This window comes from Nocardia sp. NPDC051981, from assembly GCF_040680715.1.
Taxonomy (GTDB): Bacteria; Actinomycetota; Actinomycetes; order Mycobacteriales; family Mycobacteriaceae; genus Nocardia.
On the sequence record NZ_JBFAXK010000006.1, the window covers coordinates 364620 to 382128 of the forward strand.

Annotated in this window: 13 protein-coding genes and 1 pseudogene; 4 read left to right on the forward strand and 10 right to left on the reverse strand. The window is 67.6% G+C overall.

The features are described 5' to 3' along the window. From AB0L60_RS15065 to AB0L60_RS15095, 7 genes are all read right to left on the reverse strand, one after another. A complete protein-coding gene (locus AB0L60_RS15065) occupies positions 1–1272 on the reverse strand; it encodes an MSMEG_0569 family flavin-dependent oxidoreductase (protein WP_364613031.1) in 1272 nt (423 codons plus the stop codon). After that, on the reverse strand, positions 1269–1589 hold the full coding sequence (locus tag AB0L60_RS15070) for an MSMEG_0570 family nitrogen starvation response protein (RefSeq protein ID WP_364613034.1): 321 nt from the start codon (positions 1587–1589) through the stop codon (positions 1269–1271). The genes AB0L60_RS15065 and AB0L60_RS15070 overlap by 4 nt, the downstream gene beginning before the upstream one ends. Continuing rightward, the gene (locus AB0L60_RS15075) at positions 1582–2505 is read right to left on the reverse strand and encodes a carbon-nitrogen hydrolase family protein (RefSeq protein ID WP_364613037.1); all 924 of its coding nucleotides are present in this window, start codon (positions 2503–2505) and stop codon (positions 1582–1584) included. Before AB0L60_RS15075 ends, AB0L60_RS15070 begins: the two co-directional genes overlap by 8 nt. Further along, complete coding sequence (locus AB0L60_RS15080) at positions 2502–3968, reverse strand: MSMEG_0567/sll0787 family protein (RefSeq protein WP_364613040.1); 1467 nt, start codon at positions 3966–3968, stop codon at positions 2502–2504. Before AB0L60_RS15080 ends, AB0L60_RS15075 begins: the two co-directional genes overlap by 4 nt. A gap of 1 nt (position 3969) precedes the next feature. After that, positions 3970–5028, reverse strand: coding sequence for an MSMEG_0568 family radical SAM protein (locus AB0L60_RS15085; protein ID WP_364613043.1), 1059 nt, complete (start codon positions 5026–5028; stop codon positions 3970–3972). 10 nt (positions 5029–5038) lie between these two features. Next, a complete protein-coding gene (locus AB0L60_RS15090) occupies positions 5039–5584 on the reverse strand; it encodes an MSMEG_0572/Sll0783 family nitrogen starvation response protein (protein WP_364613046.1) in 546 nt (181 codons plus the stop codon). A gap of 826 nt (positions 5585–6410) precedes the next feature. Then, positions 6411–7823 (reverse strand): wax ester/triacylglycerol synthase family O-acyltransferase, encoded by a 1413-nt coding sequence (locus tag AB0L60_RS15095; protein ID WP_364613049.1) that lies wholly within the window; start codon positions 7821–7823, stop codon positions 6411–6413. 649 nt (positions 7824–8472) lie between these two features. Here AB0L60_RS15095 and AB0L60_RS15100 point away from each other — a divergent pair. Then, a complete protein-coding gene (locus tag AB0L60_RS15100; RefSeq protein WP_364613052.1) occupies positions 8473–8781 on the forward strand; it encodes a hypothetical protein in 309 nt (102 codons plus the stop codon). An 82-nt stretch (positions 8782–8863) separates the two neighbouring features. Here the strand turns inward: AB0L60_RS15100 and AB0L60_RS15105 are convergent. Continuing rightward, positions 8864–9133 (reverse strand): annotated as a pseudogene (locus AB0L60_RS15105) (elongation factor Ts); the annotation flags it as partial. 271 nt (positions 9134–9404) lie between these two features. Here AB0L60_RS15105 and AB0L60_RS15110 point away from each other — a divergent pair. After that, positions 9405–9680, forward strand: coding sequence for a hypothetical protein (locus AB0L60_RS15110; RefSeq protein WP_364613055.1), 276 nt, complete (start codon positions 9405–9407; stop codon positions 9678–9680). A 119-nt stretch (positions 9681–9799) separates the two neighbouring features. Continuing rightward, on the forward strand, positions 9800–14182 hold the full coding sequence (locus AB0L60_RS15115) for a cation-translocating P-type ATPase (RefSeq protein WP_364613058.1): 4383 nt from the start codon (positions 9800–9802) through the stop codon (positions 14180–14182). 664 nt (positions 14183–14846) lie between these two features. Here AB0L60_RS15115 and AB0L60_RS15120 read toward each other — a convergent pair. Together AB0L60_RS15120 and AB0L60_RS15125 are read right to left on the reverse strand one after the other, a co-directional pair. Next, positions 14847–15101, reverse strand: a complete 255-nt coding sequence (locus AB0L60_RS15120; protein WP_364613061.1) for a hypothetical protein — start codon at positions 15099–15101, stop codon at positions 14847–14849. Between the two features lie 379 nt (positions 15102–15480). Then, positions 15481–15795 carry an STAS domain-containing protein gene (locus AB0L60_RS15125; RefSeq protein ID WP_364613117.1) on the reverse strand — a complete coding sequence of 105 codons (315 nt, stop codon included), beginning with the start codon at positions 15793–15795 and terminating at the stop codon, positions 15481–15483. A gap of 1365 nt (positions 15796–17160) precedes the next feature. On the opposite strand from AB0L60_RS15125, the gene AB0L60_RS15130 reads away from it, so the two are divergent. Further along, complete coding sequence (locus tag AB0L60_RS15130; RefSeq protein ID WP_364613064.1) at positions 17161–17340, forward strand: hypothetical protein; 180 nt, start codon at positions 17161–17163, stop codon at positions 17338–17340. Positions 17341–17509 lie beyond the last annotated feature (169 nt).

Here is a 17509-nt window from a genome sequence, read left to right on the forward strand (position 1 = left end):
TCAGGCCGCCGCGGTGGTGCGGGCGATGGCGGTGATCTGCCCGGCGAGGTGCTCGGCGTCGCGGGCGATGGCGGCGAAGCGGCCCGAGCCCCAGGTGTGCAGCCAGGGCAGCCCGAGGAAGTACAGCCCGGGCGTGGTCGTGACGCCGCGCTTGTGGCACGGGTGGCCCTCACCGTCGAAGACGCCGACGCGCAGCCACTGGTAGTCGGTGCGGAACCCGACCGACCACACTATCGACGTGATATCGCTTGCCGACAAATCGATTTCGGTGATCTCGTGCTCGGGACGCCACACCGGGCGGTAGCGCGGTTCGGTGGGCGCGTCGATCCCCGCACGGGCGATATGGGCGTCGATGGAGTCCTTGATGCTCTCGGCGACGGCGTCGGCGGCATCGAGGTCCCGCTCCAGCGACGGCTCGAAATGCGCTGTGCCGTCGGCGACATCGACCATCCGGCCGTAGAGCGCCATACCCTCGACCGCGAATTGGCGCAGGTCGATATCGCGGCCGCCGTCTCGACCGGTGACGTAGTGGTTGGTGTTCTCCCGCTTGCCCAGCCCACCGGGCTGATCTTCGATCGGGATGTCGTAGTGGCCCATGTCCTCGAGCCACGCGACGCAATCGCGGCCCCGATAGAAGCGGGCGACGCGGGGCGCGGTCCCGACCGCGAGATGCACCTGCCGACCCTCCAAATGGAGGTCCTCGGCGATCTGTGCTCCCGATTGGCCGGTACCGACGATGAGGACGGCGCCGTCGGGCAGGTCCGCGGAGCTACGGTATTGGGCGGAGTGGAGTTGCCGGATCGAGCTCGGCAACCGCTCGGCGAAGCGAGGCACGGTCGGCGTGTGATAGCCGCCTACTGCGACCACCACCTGATCGGAATGCAGTGGGCCCGATGTTGTCTGGATGTCGAAGCCGCCGTCGACCGCTACCGTGACCGCGGTGACGGCGACGTGTTCGCGAACCGGCGGATCGAAGGTGTCGGCATAGGCGCGGACCCATGCGTGGACCTCATCGCGTTTCATGAAGCCGTGCGGGTCCGGTCCGTTGTAACTGTATCCGGGCAGCACGCACTGCCAGTTGGGAGTGACGAGAGTGAAGTTGTCCCAGCGGGTGTCGCGCCACTCGTGGGCGATGGTGTCGCGTTCGAGGACGACATGGTCGATGCCGCGTGCGGTCAGATGCCAGCTGATGGAGAGCCCGGCCTGTCCGGCGCCGATCACGACGACGTCGCGGTGTTCCACGGCGGTACCCGAGTCTGCCTGGGGGGTCATGGTTTTCCTCCGGTGGTTGCCGCCTCGACCGACGGCGGAGTCATCGACAGGACGCGTACCGTGCCCGGTGATGTCCGGGCCTGTGCTGCGCTTGCTTGGATGGCGTCCAGGGTGTGCATGGCGGAGGTGCAGTAGAAGCCGAACTTCTCGCGCACCCGCTCGGCCGCGGTGTTCAAAGCGCTCGAGACACGGGTCAGGAAGTCGTCGATCGGATAGTCGACGCCGGTGGCCAGATGATCGTGGATCACCAGCGAGGGCGAATAGCAGGACTGGACATTGCCGTCCGGCCAGCGGATGTCGAATGTCATCTCAGGCATGGATCGCCTCCAGTTCTTCGGGCACCGCGGGTTGCCCGACCACGCCGTGGCGGGCGACGACGCTGTGGTAGAGCTCGGGGCGTCGGTCGCGCAGGTTGTACATGCCGCCGCCGCGCGCCAATTCGAGTGCGTGATCGACGTCGACCGTCGCGGTGGCGAGACCGGGTTCGGTACCGGTGGTGGCGAGCACGTCGCCGCCGGGACCGACGATCTTGGCGCTGCACACGAAGCGCAACGAGCCGAACGTCCCGGCCTGGTTCGACGCGACCCACACCACCTGGTTCTCGACTGCGCGAGCGCGGTCGAAGATATCGAAGCGCTGGGTCCAGCGGTCGTCCTCGAGTCGTTCGGTGGTGGCGGTGCGGGCGGTGGGCCAGGCCGAGAGCGAGGTGATGATCTGCGCGCCGTCCAGTGCCAGCGCTCGTGCGGCTTCGGGGAATGCCTTGTCATAGCAGATCTGCATGCCCATGCGGCCGACCGGGGTGTCGAAGGCGCGGTATTCGGATCCGGCAGCGTAGCAAAGGTTTTCGCCGAGGGGCTGATGCACCTTGCGGTAGGAGCCGAGCACCCCGTCGCCGGTGACGGTCGCGGCGGCGTTGTAGCGGAGATCGCCATCGGCTTCGCAAAATCCGAGCGTGACGACGAGTTCACCTGCCATTGCCGCGATGCGGCGCAGTTCCGGGCCGTCGAGGGTGAGAGCCGGCGGCAGACTGCGCAGACGGCGCTGCTTGGCCTCCTCGCTCTCCCCGCCGCCGCCCAGGCTGGGCAGATAGCCGCCGAGGCAGGCCTCGGGCAGCACCAGCAGCCGGCTACCGCGTTCCTGCGCCTGTTCGATCAGTGAGCCGATGGTGGCGTAGCACGCCTCCATGTCGCGGCCGAATTCGGCGGCGGCCACGGAGATCGATAGTTCGGTCATGAGTGTCCCAATCCGGTTACCGCGCTTTCGAGCGCGTGAGTGATTTCTCCGTCAGGCCAGCGCAGCCGCACGCCGGGAGTCGCGCTGAGCACGCCGCACACGGCGGTCGTCGCCGGGCCTACGGGGTTGACGGGGGTGCCGGGGCGATCGGCGGTGAGCATCGCGAAGCCGGGGAAGCAGGTGATCCAGTCGGCCAACTCGGCGCCCGGCGGGCGCGGGATGCGGGCCACATCCAGTTCGACCCCGACACCGCTGGCCTCGGCGAGCATGCCCGCGGTCCCGGCGATGCCGGCCATGCTGACATCCTTCGCGGCCTTCGGACCGGTGTCCGAGACGAACCGGCCCAGTGCCCGCAATTCCGCGCCGCTCCGATGTGACGACGAATCCCATTGTCGCCCGGTATATTCGGGCCGCCAGCCGCCGCCCAGATCAGCGGTGAGCCGGAGCTCGTCGCCGACCTCACCGCCTCCTCCGGGCACCGGCCGGGCGGTACGGCCGAGCGCGGTGACCGACAGCGCCGCCGGGACACCCAACTGGGTGTGGCCACCCAACACCGGCACCTCCCAGACGCGGCTGGCCGCACCCAGGCCCCGGAGCACCCGGGTCAGCAGCGACCGGGTGGGCGCGGCGACCGCGTCGAGAAGGCCGATCGGGTCCGCGCCCATCGCGGCGAGATCGTTGAGGTTGACCAGGGCCGCACACCATCCGGCCCATTCCGGGTCACGTTCGACCATGGACGGCAGGATCGCGTCGCACGCGGCGACCAGGTCGCAGCCCGGTACCGGTGCGCCGTCATCACCTCGGAATCCGGTGCCGCCCAGCGTCATCGGCGCATCGCCCAACTCGCACAGCGCCTGCCCGAGCATTGCCTTGGTGGATCGCGCCAGCCGCTCGATGCGGTCGATCGGCCAGCGCATCCGCACATGCGGCGCACCGGCCACGGTGGTCTCGGCGAGTGCGACCCACCCGAGATGGGTGAACAGCAACTCGTAGCGGGTCTGCACCGTGGCCTCGAACCGCAGCACGTTATGGGTTTCGGCGTACGCGCACGCCGCTCGCACGAGTGCGCCGCCCACACCCCGGGTGCGCCGCCCGCAGTCCACCACCAGGCGACTGCCGGTCCACCACCCGAGATCCTCGGCGGTGGCCGGTGCCAGGCGGACTCCGCCCAGCACGGCACCGTCCGGTGCGAGCGCGACCAGGATCCGGGTCCGGGGGTCATCGTCGATGTCGTCGGTGTCGCTGCCGGCGAACAAGCCCTGCTCGACGACGAAATTCTTTCTGCGCAAGGCGTGATACGCGGCGACCTGCCGGGGCTCGGCGAGCCGGATGAGGAATCCGTCCTCGGGCTCGGCCGGGGCCCTATGTCCGGACAGGACACAGTAATCCGGCGATGTGGCACGCGCCCCGGACAGTTCGTTGAGCCAGGATCGGGGTGCGGCCGTCGGTTCGGTGGTCGTCATCTCAGCCTCCCGCGCTTTGCAGTACGCTGCACGCCCCACAGGCCGCGCATCCGGCCTTCTGGTCCGTGCCGAGCATGCCGGTCCGGCGCAGTTCCGCCGCTACTCGGCGGGTCACGTCCTCGAGGACCGCCGCGGTCGGCGGGCTCGCACCGTCGACGTCGACGGCCAGGGTTCCCGCGAGCGGCCGGAACGGCACCACGAACGGGTACACGCCCATGGCGATGAGTTCCGCCGCACCCGAGACCAATTCGTCCGGGTCTTCGCCCAGACCGACCAGCAGATAGGTGGAGACCTGGTTACGGCCGAATACCCGCACCGCCTCGGCCCAGGCCGCCCGGTACTCCGACAGCGGCACGGTGGACTTTCCCGGCATCCAACGAGCCCGCACTCGATCGTCGAGCGACTCGACATGGATGCCGATCGCATCGGCTCCCGCGTCACGCAGTTCGGTCAGCGTCGCCAGATCGCCGGGCGGCTCGCACTGCACCTGGATCGGAAGGGTCGGCACCGCCTGCTTCACAGCCCGCACACAGCGCGCGAGATGCCTTGCGCCACGGTCTTTTCCGGCCGAGGTGCCGGTGGTCATCACCAGCTGCCGGATACCGTCGAGCCGCACCGCCGCCTCGGCCACCTCGGCGAGCTGATCGGGTCGTTTGACCGCGATGGTGCTGCCCGCCGCGAGCGACGCCTCGATGGAACAGAACCGGCACCGTTGGTCTTCGCCGTAGCGGACGCAGGTCTGCACCACCGTGGTCGCCAGCACGTCCTTGCCGTGCAGTCTGGCGATCTGCTCGTACGCCAGGCCGTCGGCCGTGCGCAGGTCGTAGAAACGGGGTCGGCGCACCGGTTCGACGGTCACGCCGAGATCGGTGCCCTCGTAGAGCAGTCGATCGGCACGAATCGTGTATGGGCTCTCGGGGCGGAGGGGGATGGCAGCGCCGGCACCCCCGAACAGCACATGACCGTCGTCGCTGGGGCCGGCACCGGAACGGCGCTGCACCGGCACATCGACGCGGATGCCCAAGAGTGCGAGATCTACTCGCGTGGATACCTCGGTCATGACGGTCGGCCTACAGCTGGTAGGTGGAGTTGATGATGGCGCCCTTGCGGGCGTAGTGGATCAGCGCGTCCTGCACGTCCAGGGGATGCGCCGGGATCACACCTTCGATGAGGTCCTCCTCGCGGGCACCGTGCAAGGCGAGACCGAACCGGCAGGCGAACACCTTCCCGCCCTCCTTGATGAAGGTGGCGAGGGCCTCGTTGATGTTCTGCTCACCGGGGAACCCGCTGTCGCCGGTGGTCGGAAAGCCGCGGGTGGCAAGGCAGTTGATCGCGCCGGGACCGTAGAAGTAGATGGCGGACTCGAAACCTTTGCGGAGCGCGCGCGTCGCCTGCAGAATGGCCACGAAACTCACCGACGATTCATGGGCGATACCGTGAACCAGCGTGAAATAGGTCTCACCCGCCTCCGCCTGATAATCGGGAAAGATCTTGGTGCCGCCGTAGATACTGGTGCCCTTCGGCAGGGCCGGGTGCGGGATTTCGGCGAGCGATTTCACGATGTTCTCCTCGATCGCCTTATCGATCTCGGAGGTCGATGTGGTGGGTGCCGACATGGTTCGTCTCCTGAGCGTGGTCGGTGTGAATTCGGTGAATGGCAGTGCGCCCGCTGGTTGTCCGGGTGGTCACCGATGGACCAAGTTCACGCTCGGAGTGTTTCCGATTGGTCGCCTGCGGAAAAATTGGAGGTTTCCGGATGTTCACCATCCACGTGTGTGGATCGGATCATGAATCATGCTGTGGCACAACGTAATTAGTTGCGCCTTCAGCGTATCGCCGACTGCGAGGGTTGCTGCGAAGTCGATGCGGTGTAATCGTCGTCCTGGACTTTTCGGTGTTCTGTTAATCGCCTCGACCCAGTACCTCCCTCGATCCGAAACATGGAGGAAACCGCCGCTGGGCGTAGTGATCGCTACTCGCGCCCACCTCGACGAACCATTGACCGTCTGCCCGGAATTGACCGTCCTCGCTCAGCTCGCGCACGAGTTCGTGCAGATCATGGCCAAGCGGCGCGGCGCCGAAAACCGACTGCTGGATCAAGCAGGTTCGTGCGGCCGACCGCGGTCAACGGTGCGGTGGGCCTGGCCGCCGATGCTCCGGCTGGTTCTCGTAGGCCGTGACGAACTCCTCGCTGCGGTCTATCGGCTGTGCTCAAAACTCAAGCCCGAAGGGGGTCGGCAGCTTGCGGACGTCCACGTGATCGTGCGGCGCGTGGTCTCCAGGTGTATGGCGGGCAGTGTGTTGCTCGGTTACCGGCATGTCGTCGGTCATGGCCCCGCCTTCCTCACGTCAGCGTTTGATGTCCGCGCGGGCTACTCCGCCGTGGCCGAGGATTTCGCCGCATGCTCGGTATCCGGACTGGAATGTCCCGGTCGGGCCCAGTCAGGCCTGGAGTTCGGCCAGTGCGTCCTCGAGATTCCGAGCGATTTGCCAGACGTCCGGAACGGTGTCGGGGCAGGCGAGAATTCCGAAGTCGAGGTGTCCGTCGTAGGACATGACAGTGATGTTCAGACAGCCTGACAGCTCGGTGAGCACCGAGACAGGGTGGCTCGAGAGCACGCGAATTCCATTGAGGTACAACGGTATCTGTGGACCCGGCACGTTCGAGACGAGCAGGTTGACCAGGGGAAGAGTGGACGCGGCCGCGCGCATCACAGCTCGGGTGGGCATGCCATGCAGCAGTGGTGTCAGCAGTGTGGTGACCTCGTGCAGCAGGTTCGATGACTGGGTGCGGAATCGCTGTTTGGCGACAAGCAGATTGTCCCGCAACAGTTTCACTCGATGACGTGGGTCGGTCTCGGAGATCGGCAACGTGGTGAGCATGAGTGAAAACTGGTTTCCTGCGGTACCGAACTGCTCGGGCGTGCGCACCGATACGGGTATGGCGGCCAGCAGCGGTCGGTCGGTGGCGAAGCCGCGGTCGCGCATCCAGGTCCGCAACGCGGTGGTGCACAAGGCCATCACGACATCGTTGACCGTCCCATCGACGCTGTTCTTGATAGTTTTCACCGCATCGAGGGGCAGCGATGTGTAGGCGACGCTACGGGCGCTGGTGAGGGGACCGTTGAACGGTACGTCGGGGTGCTTGGTGCGTAGATCATCGGCGGAACGCAGCAGCGTCGGCACGGCGCGCAGGGCGGCGCGGAATCGGGTAGCCGGTCGAGTGAGCGCGTTCGGGAGGCTGCGCGCGAGCATTTCAACGGTCGATGGTGTCCGGCCGCGACGTACCTCCAGAGTCGACGGCAGTGTGGCGGAGGGTGTTTCGCAGATATCGAATATTGCTGCCATGACCTCGGCGGCGGAGACGCCGTCGATCACCGCGTGGTGCACCTTCGTATAGACGGCCTGCCGCCCGCCCGAGAGTCCGGACACGAGGTGGCATTCCCACAGCGGACGCGACCTGTCGAGCGGCTGACCATGGCGGCGCGCGACGTAGTCGGCGAGTTCTCGATCATCCGCACCATCCGGCAGCCGGATATCCCGGACGTGGTATTTCAGGTCGATCTCCGCACAGTCCTCCCAGTACGGCAGGTCCAATCCGAACGGGACCGTGCGCACCCGGCGGCGTAGCGGCGCGACGAGGGGCAGCCGCTCTGCGAAAAGCCGTCGCAGTGCTTCGGAATCGAGCGGTCCATTCGTTGCTGATGCGGAGTCGAGCAGCGTAATCGCGCCAATATGCAGTGGCGTAGTCGAAGTTTCGGTATCGAGCAGGTGCAGATCGAGCGAATCGAGCTGTCTCACATCGCCAATGGCGCGTGCGGTCGAGATGGCGGCAGGGGTGTGCTGGTGGCCCACGGAGTCCTCCTGGGTCGTGTTGGTGCCGGACGCGGCCCGCCGGCGGATAGGGCATGCCGACAGCTCACAGCGTCGATCCCGGACGTCTGGTGATTTCCGTGCATCGCGGCACGGAGCGCGACACCGCGTTGGCGCTGACAGGCTCGAACGGTGAAACCCTCGATCTGGAGGGGTTGAATCCGAGTGTAGTGTCAGCTGACACGTCACGGTCTTGATCGATCGTTACGTCTCGTTAATTGTGTGCGAACAGTAAACACTGATCGCACGTCCAAGAACTCTGGTTCGCAAGGTCATACGCGGAGTGCGGCCATCGTTCGGCTACCGGCGAGCGGTCGGAACGAGGGTCTCCCTGGAAACGCACTGCGGCTAGCCTGACGGCACTCGAATGTGGATGGCTCCGAGTAGCCTGCGGCCGTATATATATCAGACTTTAGCTCCATCTCCGGTGCGTTGTAGTGCTTCCCATGCCTGGGTGATAATGGCGCGCGCCATGTGGCCGCCCGTAGTTGGATTCGAAGACGATGCGGTTGGCGCCGAGCTGGTGGGCGAGCAGGCATCCCTGTCTGGGTGGGGCCCTGGAAGCTCTGCCCAAGGAACCGTGGGCGCTCAATCCCGTTGCAAACGAAGCTATTTCACGTATCTTCGGCGCGTGAACACCAAGAACCGCACGGTCCGAGCAGGATTCGCTGCTCTCGCCCTCGCGGCGGGCCTCGTCGCCGTCGCGGGGCCGGCCGCAGCCGAAATACCCCTCACACCCGCCACCGCGGATCCGATCTGGGGCGCGACCACCGGTCCCATTCCGACCGGTAGTGCCGTCGCCGCCGGCCAAGGCAGCTCCCAGGCCGGACTGCCGAACCTCGCCGGTCCGCTGCTCGCCGCGCCCGCCGACCTCCTCAACGTCCTGCTCGGCGGCGCACGCCCCTGCACCCTGTCCGCCACCTGCAACGGGATCGGATAGCACCTCCGCCACCGCAAGACGAGAAAGGTCCTTCGCTCCTCGGAATCCCATGGGCGAAGGGCCTTTTCGATGCTTCAGGTGATCAGGCCCGGCCGGCCTCGAAGCGGGTCACGGTGACGCCGGGCGCCTCCAGCTGCTGTTTGACGGTCTTCTTGGAGTCGGTGACCGACGGCTGCTCCAGCAGGACGACGTCCTTGCAGAAGCCGTTGACGCGACCCTCGACGATCTTCGGGAGCGCGCCCTCCGGCTTGCCCTCTTCGCCGGCGGTGGCCTCGGCGATCTCGCGCTCCTTGGCGACGAGTTCGGCCGGGGCGTCCTCGCGGGTCAGGTCCTTGGGCTCGAGGGCCGCGATCGGTCACGGTGCTGAAACCGCTCTGCCGCGCGAATCCCGCATCAGTACACACGTTGGACTGAGTTACCAGGACTCTCGCCACCCACGGCGCTCGATCGGTCGGTGGCCTGTTCCGGCGGGATGCGCTCATGCGCTATCCGGCACATGCTCGAAGCCGGATCCATGCAGCCCGCTTGTTCGCCAGCGTGCCGTGCGCCGCGCTCATGGGTGTACCTGACGTCGTTTCGTCGTGGAGGCGTCGGGTACGTCTGGTCTGTGAGGTGACTGATTCATGAGCACGGAAAGGGAACCGTCCTCTTCGGCGGCATCGACGCTGCATTGCCGGGGTGACACCGTGAAATCGACCGTGAGCCATCTGCCTGGTGAAACGGCGGTCGAGGAGGCGTTGGCGGGGTTGGGGCAGGCATCGACGACACCGCGCACGGCAAAGAAAACCACGGTGAGGGAGACCGAACCCGTCAACCTGGCGACGAACCCCCGCACGGTCGACTTCGACCACGATCGGCTGGCAGCTCGGCGAGGTGAGCGATGGTCCCAGGTCTGCTGATCAGGCTGCCCGAGATGGGGTTCGACCTCGCGCTGGCGGCGCCGGCCGGAGTGTTTCGCCGGGTTCTTCCGACAGCTGGTGCCTCGATCCGGGTGGCCGCCGGTGCGGTGAATGTTGGTGTGCGCACGGCTGTGCGTGCCGAGGCGTCGGTCTCGGCGACCGCTGTCCGTGTCGGGCGGGTCGGTGTGAACGCGGCGACGCCGGGTCGGGGGTACTGGCGGGCCGGATCGCGGGTGCAGCTGCCGTTGCGGCCCGCTGCGGGGGCCACGGTGCGTGGCATGGAGACGGCAGCCGGACGGGTGGCGACCGCCCTGGCAAAACGCCCGGACGTCCTGGTCGCGTATTGGGATGGCGGGCTGGCCCGGCTGGTCGTGCAGATGACCCAGGACGCGGTCACCGAGCAGGTGGTGGATCGCGCCACCGAGCTCGCGGCCGGGCAGAAGCTGGAACGTCCGGACGAGGATGTTCTCGAGCCCGCTCACCCCGGTCACACCGGAGGCGTCCGGTCCGGGGCGCTCGCCCTGGCCTGCGACGCGGTGGGTGTCACCACGGCGTTGGCCGCCCGGACGGTGCGGCTGCACAGCGCGCCGCCTCTGATCACTGCCGGGGTGACGCTACTGCGCGAGGATCCGCGCATACGGAGGATGCTGCGGCGTCGTCTGGGACGCTCGGCCACCGACCTGGTGTTGGCCGCGGCCAACGCCGCAGTGCAAGCCATCGGTCAGTCGCCCACCGCCCTGGCACTGGATGCTGCGCTGCGGGCTAGCCAGTTGGCCGAGGCCGTCGCCAGGGCTGCCGCCTTCGACGCTGCGCACGACACGGTCTGCGCACCGGAGCGACTGAGCCTTGCCGGCCGGCAGGCCGCCCGGCCGCCGCTGCGTCGGTATCCGGGCGAATGGTTCCGGGAGCAGGCGGTCACCGGAACCGTATCCGGTGCGGCCGCAGCGCTGCTGGTCACCCGCGATGTGCAGGAGGCGGCGGAGGCGCTACTGGCCGGGAACCCGAAGGCTGCCCGGTACGGCCCGGCGGTCTTCGCCGCGACCTTGTATACCGAGCTGGCCCGCGAAGGCGTCCTGGTGCGCAACCTCGACCGGCTGAGGCAACTGGAGCTGGTCGACACCGTAGTGCTGCACCCGCAGGCGCTGCGAAGCACCCGGCGGACGGTGCTGGATGTGAACACGAACGTTCCCGACTGGGAACACGACAGGTTGTGGCAGGCCGCCACGGCGGCGTTGAAGAAGTCGGGTGGGGAGCTCGATTTGCGGCCGGTACCCGACCAGGGCCGGTTCGCCGAGACCGGTTTGATGATTGCCTCCGATCGCGGCAGAGATATCGGCTCTGTCCTCGTCGGCTGGGAGATCGACCCGCTGGCCGAGGCCGCGCTGGACGCGGCCCGCCGGGCCGGACTGTACGTCGTGGTTCAGGACGATGGCACGCTCGGCGATTTCGGTGCGCTGGCCGACGAACTCGTGGGCGCGGAACGGCCGTTGGCCGATGTGGTGCGGGAGCTGCAGGGCAGTGGACGGGTCGTTCTCACGGTGGCTCATGTTCCCGTCGGCGAGGCCGGGACGCAGCAGCAACTGGGTCCGGAGGGCGGCGATGTGCTGGCAGGCCTGATGAGCAGTGACATCGCTGTCTCGCTCACCGACGAGCGCAGCGCGGTGGTGTGGGGTGCGGACGCCCTGTTGCTGCACGGCCTCGCCGGGGCGTGGCGGATCCTGGCGGCGATCCCCGCCGCGCGCACAGTCGCGAACCACGCCAGGATCTTCACCGAGGCGGGCGCGGCGCTCGCCGGGCTGATGGTGGTGACCCGGGGTGCCCGCTCCAAACGCGTCACCTTCCCGTTCGGCGTTCGACTCTCTCCGGTGAATGCGGCTGCCGCCGCCTCGCTCGTCTCTGGCTGGCGTGCCGCCGTACAGGTCAGTACCGACCGCGCACCACACCCGCCGCCGCGGATTCCGTGGCACTCTCTGCAGCCCCAGGAGGCGATGGCCCGGTTGCGAGTCGTCCGTGCCACTGAGCCGGCCGCGCTGGTTGACCCTCGCACTATCGTGCGCCGGGTCGCGCGCCTGCCGGTGTTCGCTCCGGCGCGGCTGACGATCGGCCTGGTCAGCGCGATCCGCTCGGAACTGCACGATCCGCTCACACCGTTGCTCCTGGTCGGCGCGACGGCGTCGGCCCTGTTGGGGTCCACTGTGGACGCGCTGATGGTGCTCGGCGCTTTGGGTGTTACCGCTCTGATCGGTGGGGTGCAGCGGTTTCGGGCCGAGCGTGCGCTGTCCGGGCTGAAGCGGGAGCAGCGTCGGCAAGCCCGCAGAGTGGCTGACTTCGGCCAGGGCGAAACCCGCACGATCGCAGCGGAAAAGCTGACTCCCGGTGAGGTGATCGAGCTCTACACCGGCGACGTGGTACCGGCCGATGCCCGACTGCTGGCCGCCGACGATCTGGAGGTCGACGAGTCCTCGCTGACCGGTGAGTCGCTGCCGACCCCCAAGCACGTGGACGCCACGCCCCAGGTACCGGTGGCCGACCGCCACTGCATGACGTACCAGGGCACCACGGTGGTCGCCGGTCACGGCCGTGCCGTCGTGGTGGGAATCGGAGACCAGACTGAGACCGGCCGTGCCGAGCATCTGGCCTCCCGCACCCCGTCGGCGCCCGGCGTGCAGGCCCGGCTGCACAAGCTGACCAGCGCCGTGCTTCCGTTCACCCTGCTCGGCGGTGCGGCCGTGACCGGCTTGTCGCTGCTGCGCGGTCGGCCGGTGCGCGAAGCTGTCCGGGGCGGGCTGGCAGTCGCGGTGGCTGCCGTCCCGGAGGGCCTGCCGCTGGTCGCGACAGTCGCGCAACTGGCCGCGGCCCGACGCCTCAGCCGTATCGGCATCCTGGTCCGCACCCCGCGCGCCCTGGAGGCGCTCGGCCGGATGGACACCATCTGTTTCGACAAGACCGGCACGCTCACCGAGAACCGCCTGCATGTGGTGCGCCTGGCCACCCCGGACGGGGTCGAGCACCCAGCCGACTCCACCGCCGCGACCACCCTGCTCCACGCCGCCGCGCTGTCCTGCCGCACGCCCGACCACGAGGCAGGCATCCACGCCCACGCCACCGACGAGGCGATCCTCGCTGTGACCCCGCCGGGATCACCGTGGACGCCTGTGGAGGTCCAACCCTTCGAAGCCAGCCGTGGATACGCCGCCGCCGTCGCGACCGATCCGACGGGCGCCCGGATGCTGCTGGCGAAAGGCGCACCGGAAGTCATCCTGCCCGCCTGTGACGACACTGCCGATGGCGCGAAAGCGCAGTCCCTGGCCAGCAGCGGCCTGCGGGTGCTGGCCGTCGCCGGTCGCCGGCTGACGCGCCGGGACGATCCCGCCGATGTGCTCGCACAACCATTGGCCGGCCTGGACCTGCTGGGCTTCCTTGCCCTGGCCGACACCCCGCGCCGCAGCTCCGCACCGCTGGTGACCGATCTGCGCCGGGCGGGCATCCGGCCCGTCATGCTGACCGGCGACCATCCGCAGACCGCCCGCGCGGTCGCGGTGCAGCTCGGCTGGCCAGATGATGTCACGGTGGTCACCGGCGACGAGCTGGCCGCCCAGGACCGGACCGGCCGGGCGCGACTGCTGCGGAACAGCGACGTGGTGGCCCGCGTCGCACCCGAGCAGAAGCTCCACGTGATCGAGGGACTCCGGGAAGCCGGGCGCGTGGTGGCCATGGTCGGCGACGGCGCCAACGACGCCGCCGCCATCCGCACCGCCGACATCGGAGTCGGCATCGCCGTCCACGGCTCGGCGGCAGCGCGGAACGCGGCCGACCTGGTGATCACCAGCGATGAGCTGACCGTGCTGGTCGATGCCGTCGCCGAAGGGCGGGCGCTGTGGCGCAGCGTCGCGGACGCGATCAGCGTGCTGATCGGCGGCAACGCCGGTGAGATCGGCTTCTCCGTGCTCGGCACATTGCTTTCGGGCGCTTCGCCGCTGTCCACCCGCCAGATCCTGCTGGTCAATCTGCTGACCGACATGTTCCCGGCGATGGCGCTCTCGGTCACCCCGAGAGATGAGACAGACCAGGACGAGGACGCCGTCGACAGCGGCCGCGTCGGTATCGCGGAACTCGGCGACCCGCTGACCCGTCAGATCCGCCGCCGCGGGATCACCACGACGCTCGCGGCGACCACGGCCTGGCTGATCGGCACCCTCACTCCTGGCTCGGCGCGTCGAACCAGCACGATGGCGCTGTGCGGGGTCGTCGGTGCTCAGCTCGTCCAGACCGCGACCGGACGACGACGCAGCCCGCTCGTCCTGGTCACGGTCATCGGTTCGGCTGCCGTCCTGGCCGCATTGATCGAGACACCGCTGGTCAGCCAGTTCTTCGGCTGCACCCCGCTCGGCCCGCTCGCCTGGGCCGGCGTCGCCGCCGCAATGGGTGTCGCCGCACTCGGACCACGCCTGAACCCGATGTTGGAACAGCTGGCACGATCGCTCACTCCACAACAGAGCTGACTATCGACACCAAGCCGACGACCCACCACGAGTTCGATGCGCCACACGGATCTCCAGGATCAGGCGTTGTCAGAGTTCGGGCAGAACCCCAGAAATAATGAATCCAGGTTTGACCAGCAGCGATATCTGGTTCGAGCTCCGTTACTACTCACCTGTCGGAGGGTGTTGCCCGCCCCCGGCGTGCGCGTCTAGCGCGCAGGTCCGGACAGGGCGGGCGGGCAACACGCCATATCGGGTGTACTCGGCCTGGGGCCGAACGAGCACCGACATCGGTCGTCTACCCGCTGACGGGCCCGTCAATCACTGGCCCTCGAGCGGACTGCCCAGCCGGGCAGGCGGGCCGTTCATGCCAGGCCGGCAGTGATACCCGGGAGCGGCGGGCACGGCGTCACGATCTTCGCCGATACCCGCGCCCGCTACGCCGCGGACCGGGCCGGGGTGCAGCGCGCGGGGTAGCCGGCACGATCGGTCAGGACCACGCCCATGTCGCCACCATCCGGGCCTGCCGGGGAACCGAATACCCGCTGGCTTCATCACTCGTAGGGTCGTTGCGCCTGCTCACGCCCATCCTTCGGACATCACAATCCGGACATGCGTGCAGGCGCATCGCAACATCGGCGTCCGCGTGCGAGTGTCGGCGCCGGCGGTCGTATCGAACGCTCGACTAGTCCCAATCGAACCAATCGAAGAAGTCGAACGGCAGCAGATGTTTGAACCATCCCGGAGGGATTCCCCAGCCCGGAGGGAAGAAGTGGTGCTTACTGTCCCAGCTGTGGTCCCCGTGCTGATCGACAGGAGCGGGGGTGTAGTTGGTGACCACATCGGCCTGGACCGGCACGGTCACGGCGGTGACCGGAGCCACCGCAATCGCACCGGCGAGGATGGCCCGAGCCACCGTTTGCCTGGTCATTGCGAACATTGCTGATCCTTCTAATGATCCATTCAACTCGATTGCGCCAGGGCTATCCCCGCGCAAAGTGCGCGGAAAATTACTCGGTCGACTGCTACCGAATCAGCGGTGGAAATACGGGCCGATACATCCGCAGCACGGCGAATAGCACAGGCGCGCCACAACCATAACCCCGCCAGATTCTTCCGAGCAATTGATCGATGCCTTCATCTGGGGTTCCCGCGGCAATCGCCGAGAATCCAATGAAGTTCGGGAATATCCCCTGGTAGGAGCTGATCTAGCGGTGGAACCGGCGTGGCGACCGATAACCCTCAGCTGCGGTGGCTTCGATATACGCCCGATTTTCGGCGGCGACCTCGATGCGGTCGAACGCGGCCGCGACCGACGATCATCGTTTTCGGACATCGGCCGGTCGGCGCTGCTCGCAGATGTCGAATTCTGCTGCCAGACCCACCACTTCGAGTACCCGTGTGACGCAGTAGGAGCCATCGATACACATCGCGCAGTGGCGCCGGTCGGCGAAATCGCGGGCCGCGAGCAGGGCGCGTACGCCGGCCACGCCGAAGAAACTCACCGCCCTCATGTCGACGCGGGTCGATTCGCCGGTGTCGAGGCTGTCGAGCAGCGCTGGAACGCAGGCGCGGTCAGAACGTCGATCTCGCCGCAGACGGTGCAGACGTGGGTGTCGTCGAGCGTGGTCGATGCCGAGGAGGTCATGAGGACGGGATCGGTTTGGTGATTCATCACCATCACCTGGTTTCGGGGCGCACCGGGCCTAGACACCGTTCGCGGTCAGCGCCCTGCACAGCCGCGAGTGACCAGGCTTTTTTATGAACCCTGAATGAATGGTATGCCCGTACGCCACCCGCCAAGCCCTTGCGCGATGCGGGCCCGCGGGGACGATAACGACCTCATCATCAGTACGGCCACGATCGGGCACCGACCGGTTGAGAAGGCCGACCTTTCGGTACGCGCCCAGCTGTCGGTGCAGCACACAACACCGACGGTTGAGCCGATACGAGGGTCTCGCCCCATGTGCACTACCGCGATGCTGGAGCGAGACCCTTGTTCATCCGATCTGGTCAGTGGGGGATGCGCTCTCCCCATCCGATCGGTACGTCGTCCGTACCGAGTGCGCCAGGCTGCGCCCGCCGGATCGATCTCGGGGTGTAGACCGACCCCGGGAATCGGCTCGAACCCCGGGAATTGGCTCGGACGTGGCCTGCCGTTGACCTTGAACGCCTACGCTGGCGCAGGTCGGCCCCCTCAGCGGTGGCGCAGACCCCTCGGCATTGCCCTGGGCGTTCGTGGCATTCCTCGCGCGCGGTCGACCTCGGCGTACACCGCCGCCGCGAGTTGAGAATCCAGCCCGCCCCGGTGAGACCGGGCGCCGGGCAAGGGATTTCGGAGGTGCGCCATGACAGCAACCCCACGCGAACCACGCGGCGACAGACCCGTCCGCCGGCCGGGAAAACGGCATTCGACCGCACCCGCCATCACCCGCGATTCCGATGACGATGTGCCGGTAGTGCGCTGGCCGGAGCCGAGTCGGCTCGAATCGTGGTGGAACGCCGTCATGCACCCCGCCGCCGAGCCGCCCACACCCACATGACCAGCACCGGCTCGATCGGCGCACCACGGTAGTTCCCGGCACGGACCTTCCGGCGAATGTTCCACCAGCAGTGCGGGATTCCGGAGCGTCACGCTAATGCGACCATTCGGTATCTTTTCGGGTAGCGGTCGGCGTATGGATGCGCCATCCAGCGCCGATGCTCGCCACGCCCGCGCCGACCGCCGACAATCCCCGGTACGCCTACGAATGGAAGTACGACGGAATCCGCTGCCTGGCATGGATTTCCGACGGCGTGTGCCACATGATCAGCCGTAACGGCAACTCCCCAACCCGGACTTCCCCGAGATCTGCCACGCCGTGGTATCGCCGCCGCGGGGCGCGAGATGACCCTCGACGGTGAACTGGTGGCCCGGACCGTGACGGGGGTGCCGCGGTTCTCCCCTTATCGGGCGCCGGCTGGGCGTGACAAGGCCGAGCCCAGCATTGATCGGGGCGATGCCGGCGTGCCTGTATGTGTTCGATCTGGTGGGTCTCGGCGGCCAGGACCTGCGCACGCTGACCTATCTGGAACGCCGTGAACACCTCGAGCGGCTGGGCCTGCCCCATGGCCCGATCCTGCTCCCGTCGTTGAGCCTCTCCGAAGAAGTGGGCCAGCGCATATATCGCTGCTGGTAGAGACTCTGCTGAGCCCCCACCCGGTGTGGCAGGTTCTAGGGATCGTCGCAACACCTTCGATCGTGAGGGGTTGCGATGATCAGCGAACGGCCCGCCGAGGTCGAGGACCGGGCCGTGCCCGGCCATTGGGAAGGTGACCTGATCATCGGAAAGGATCAGGGATCAGCCA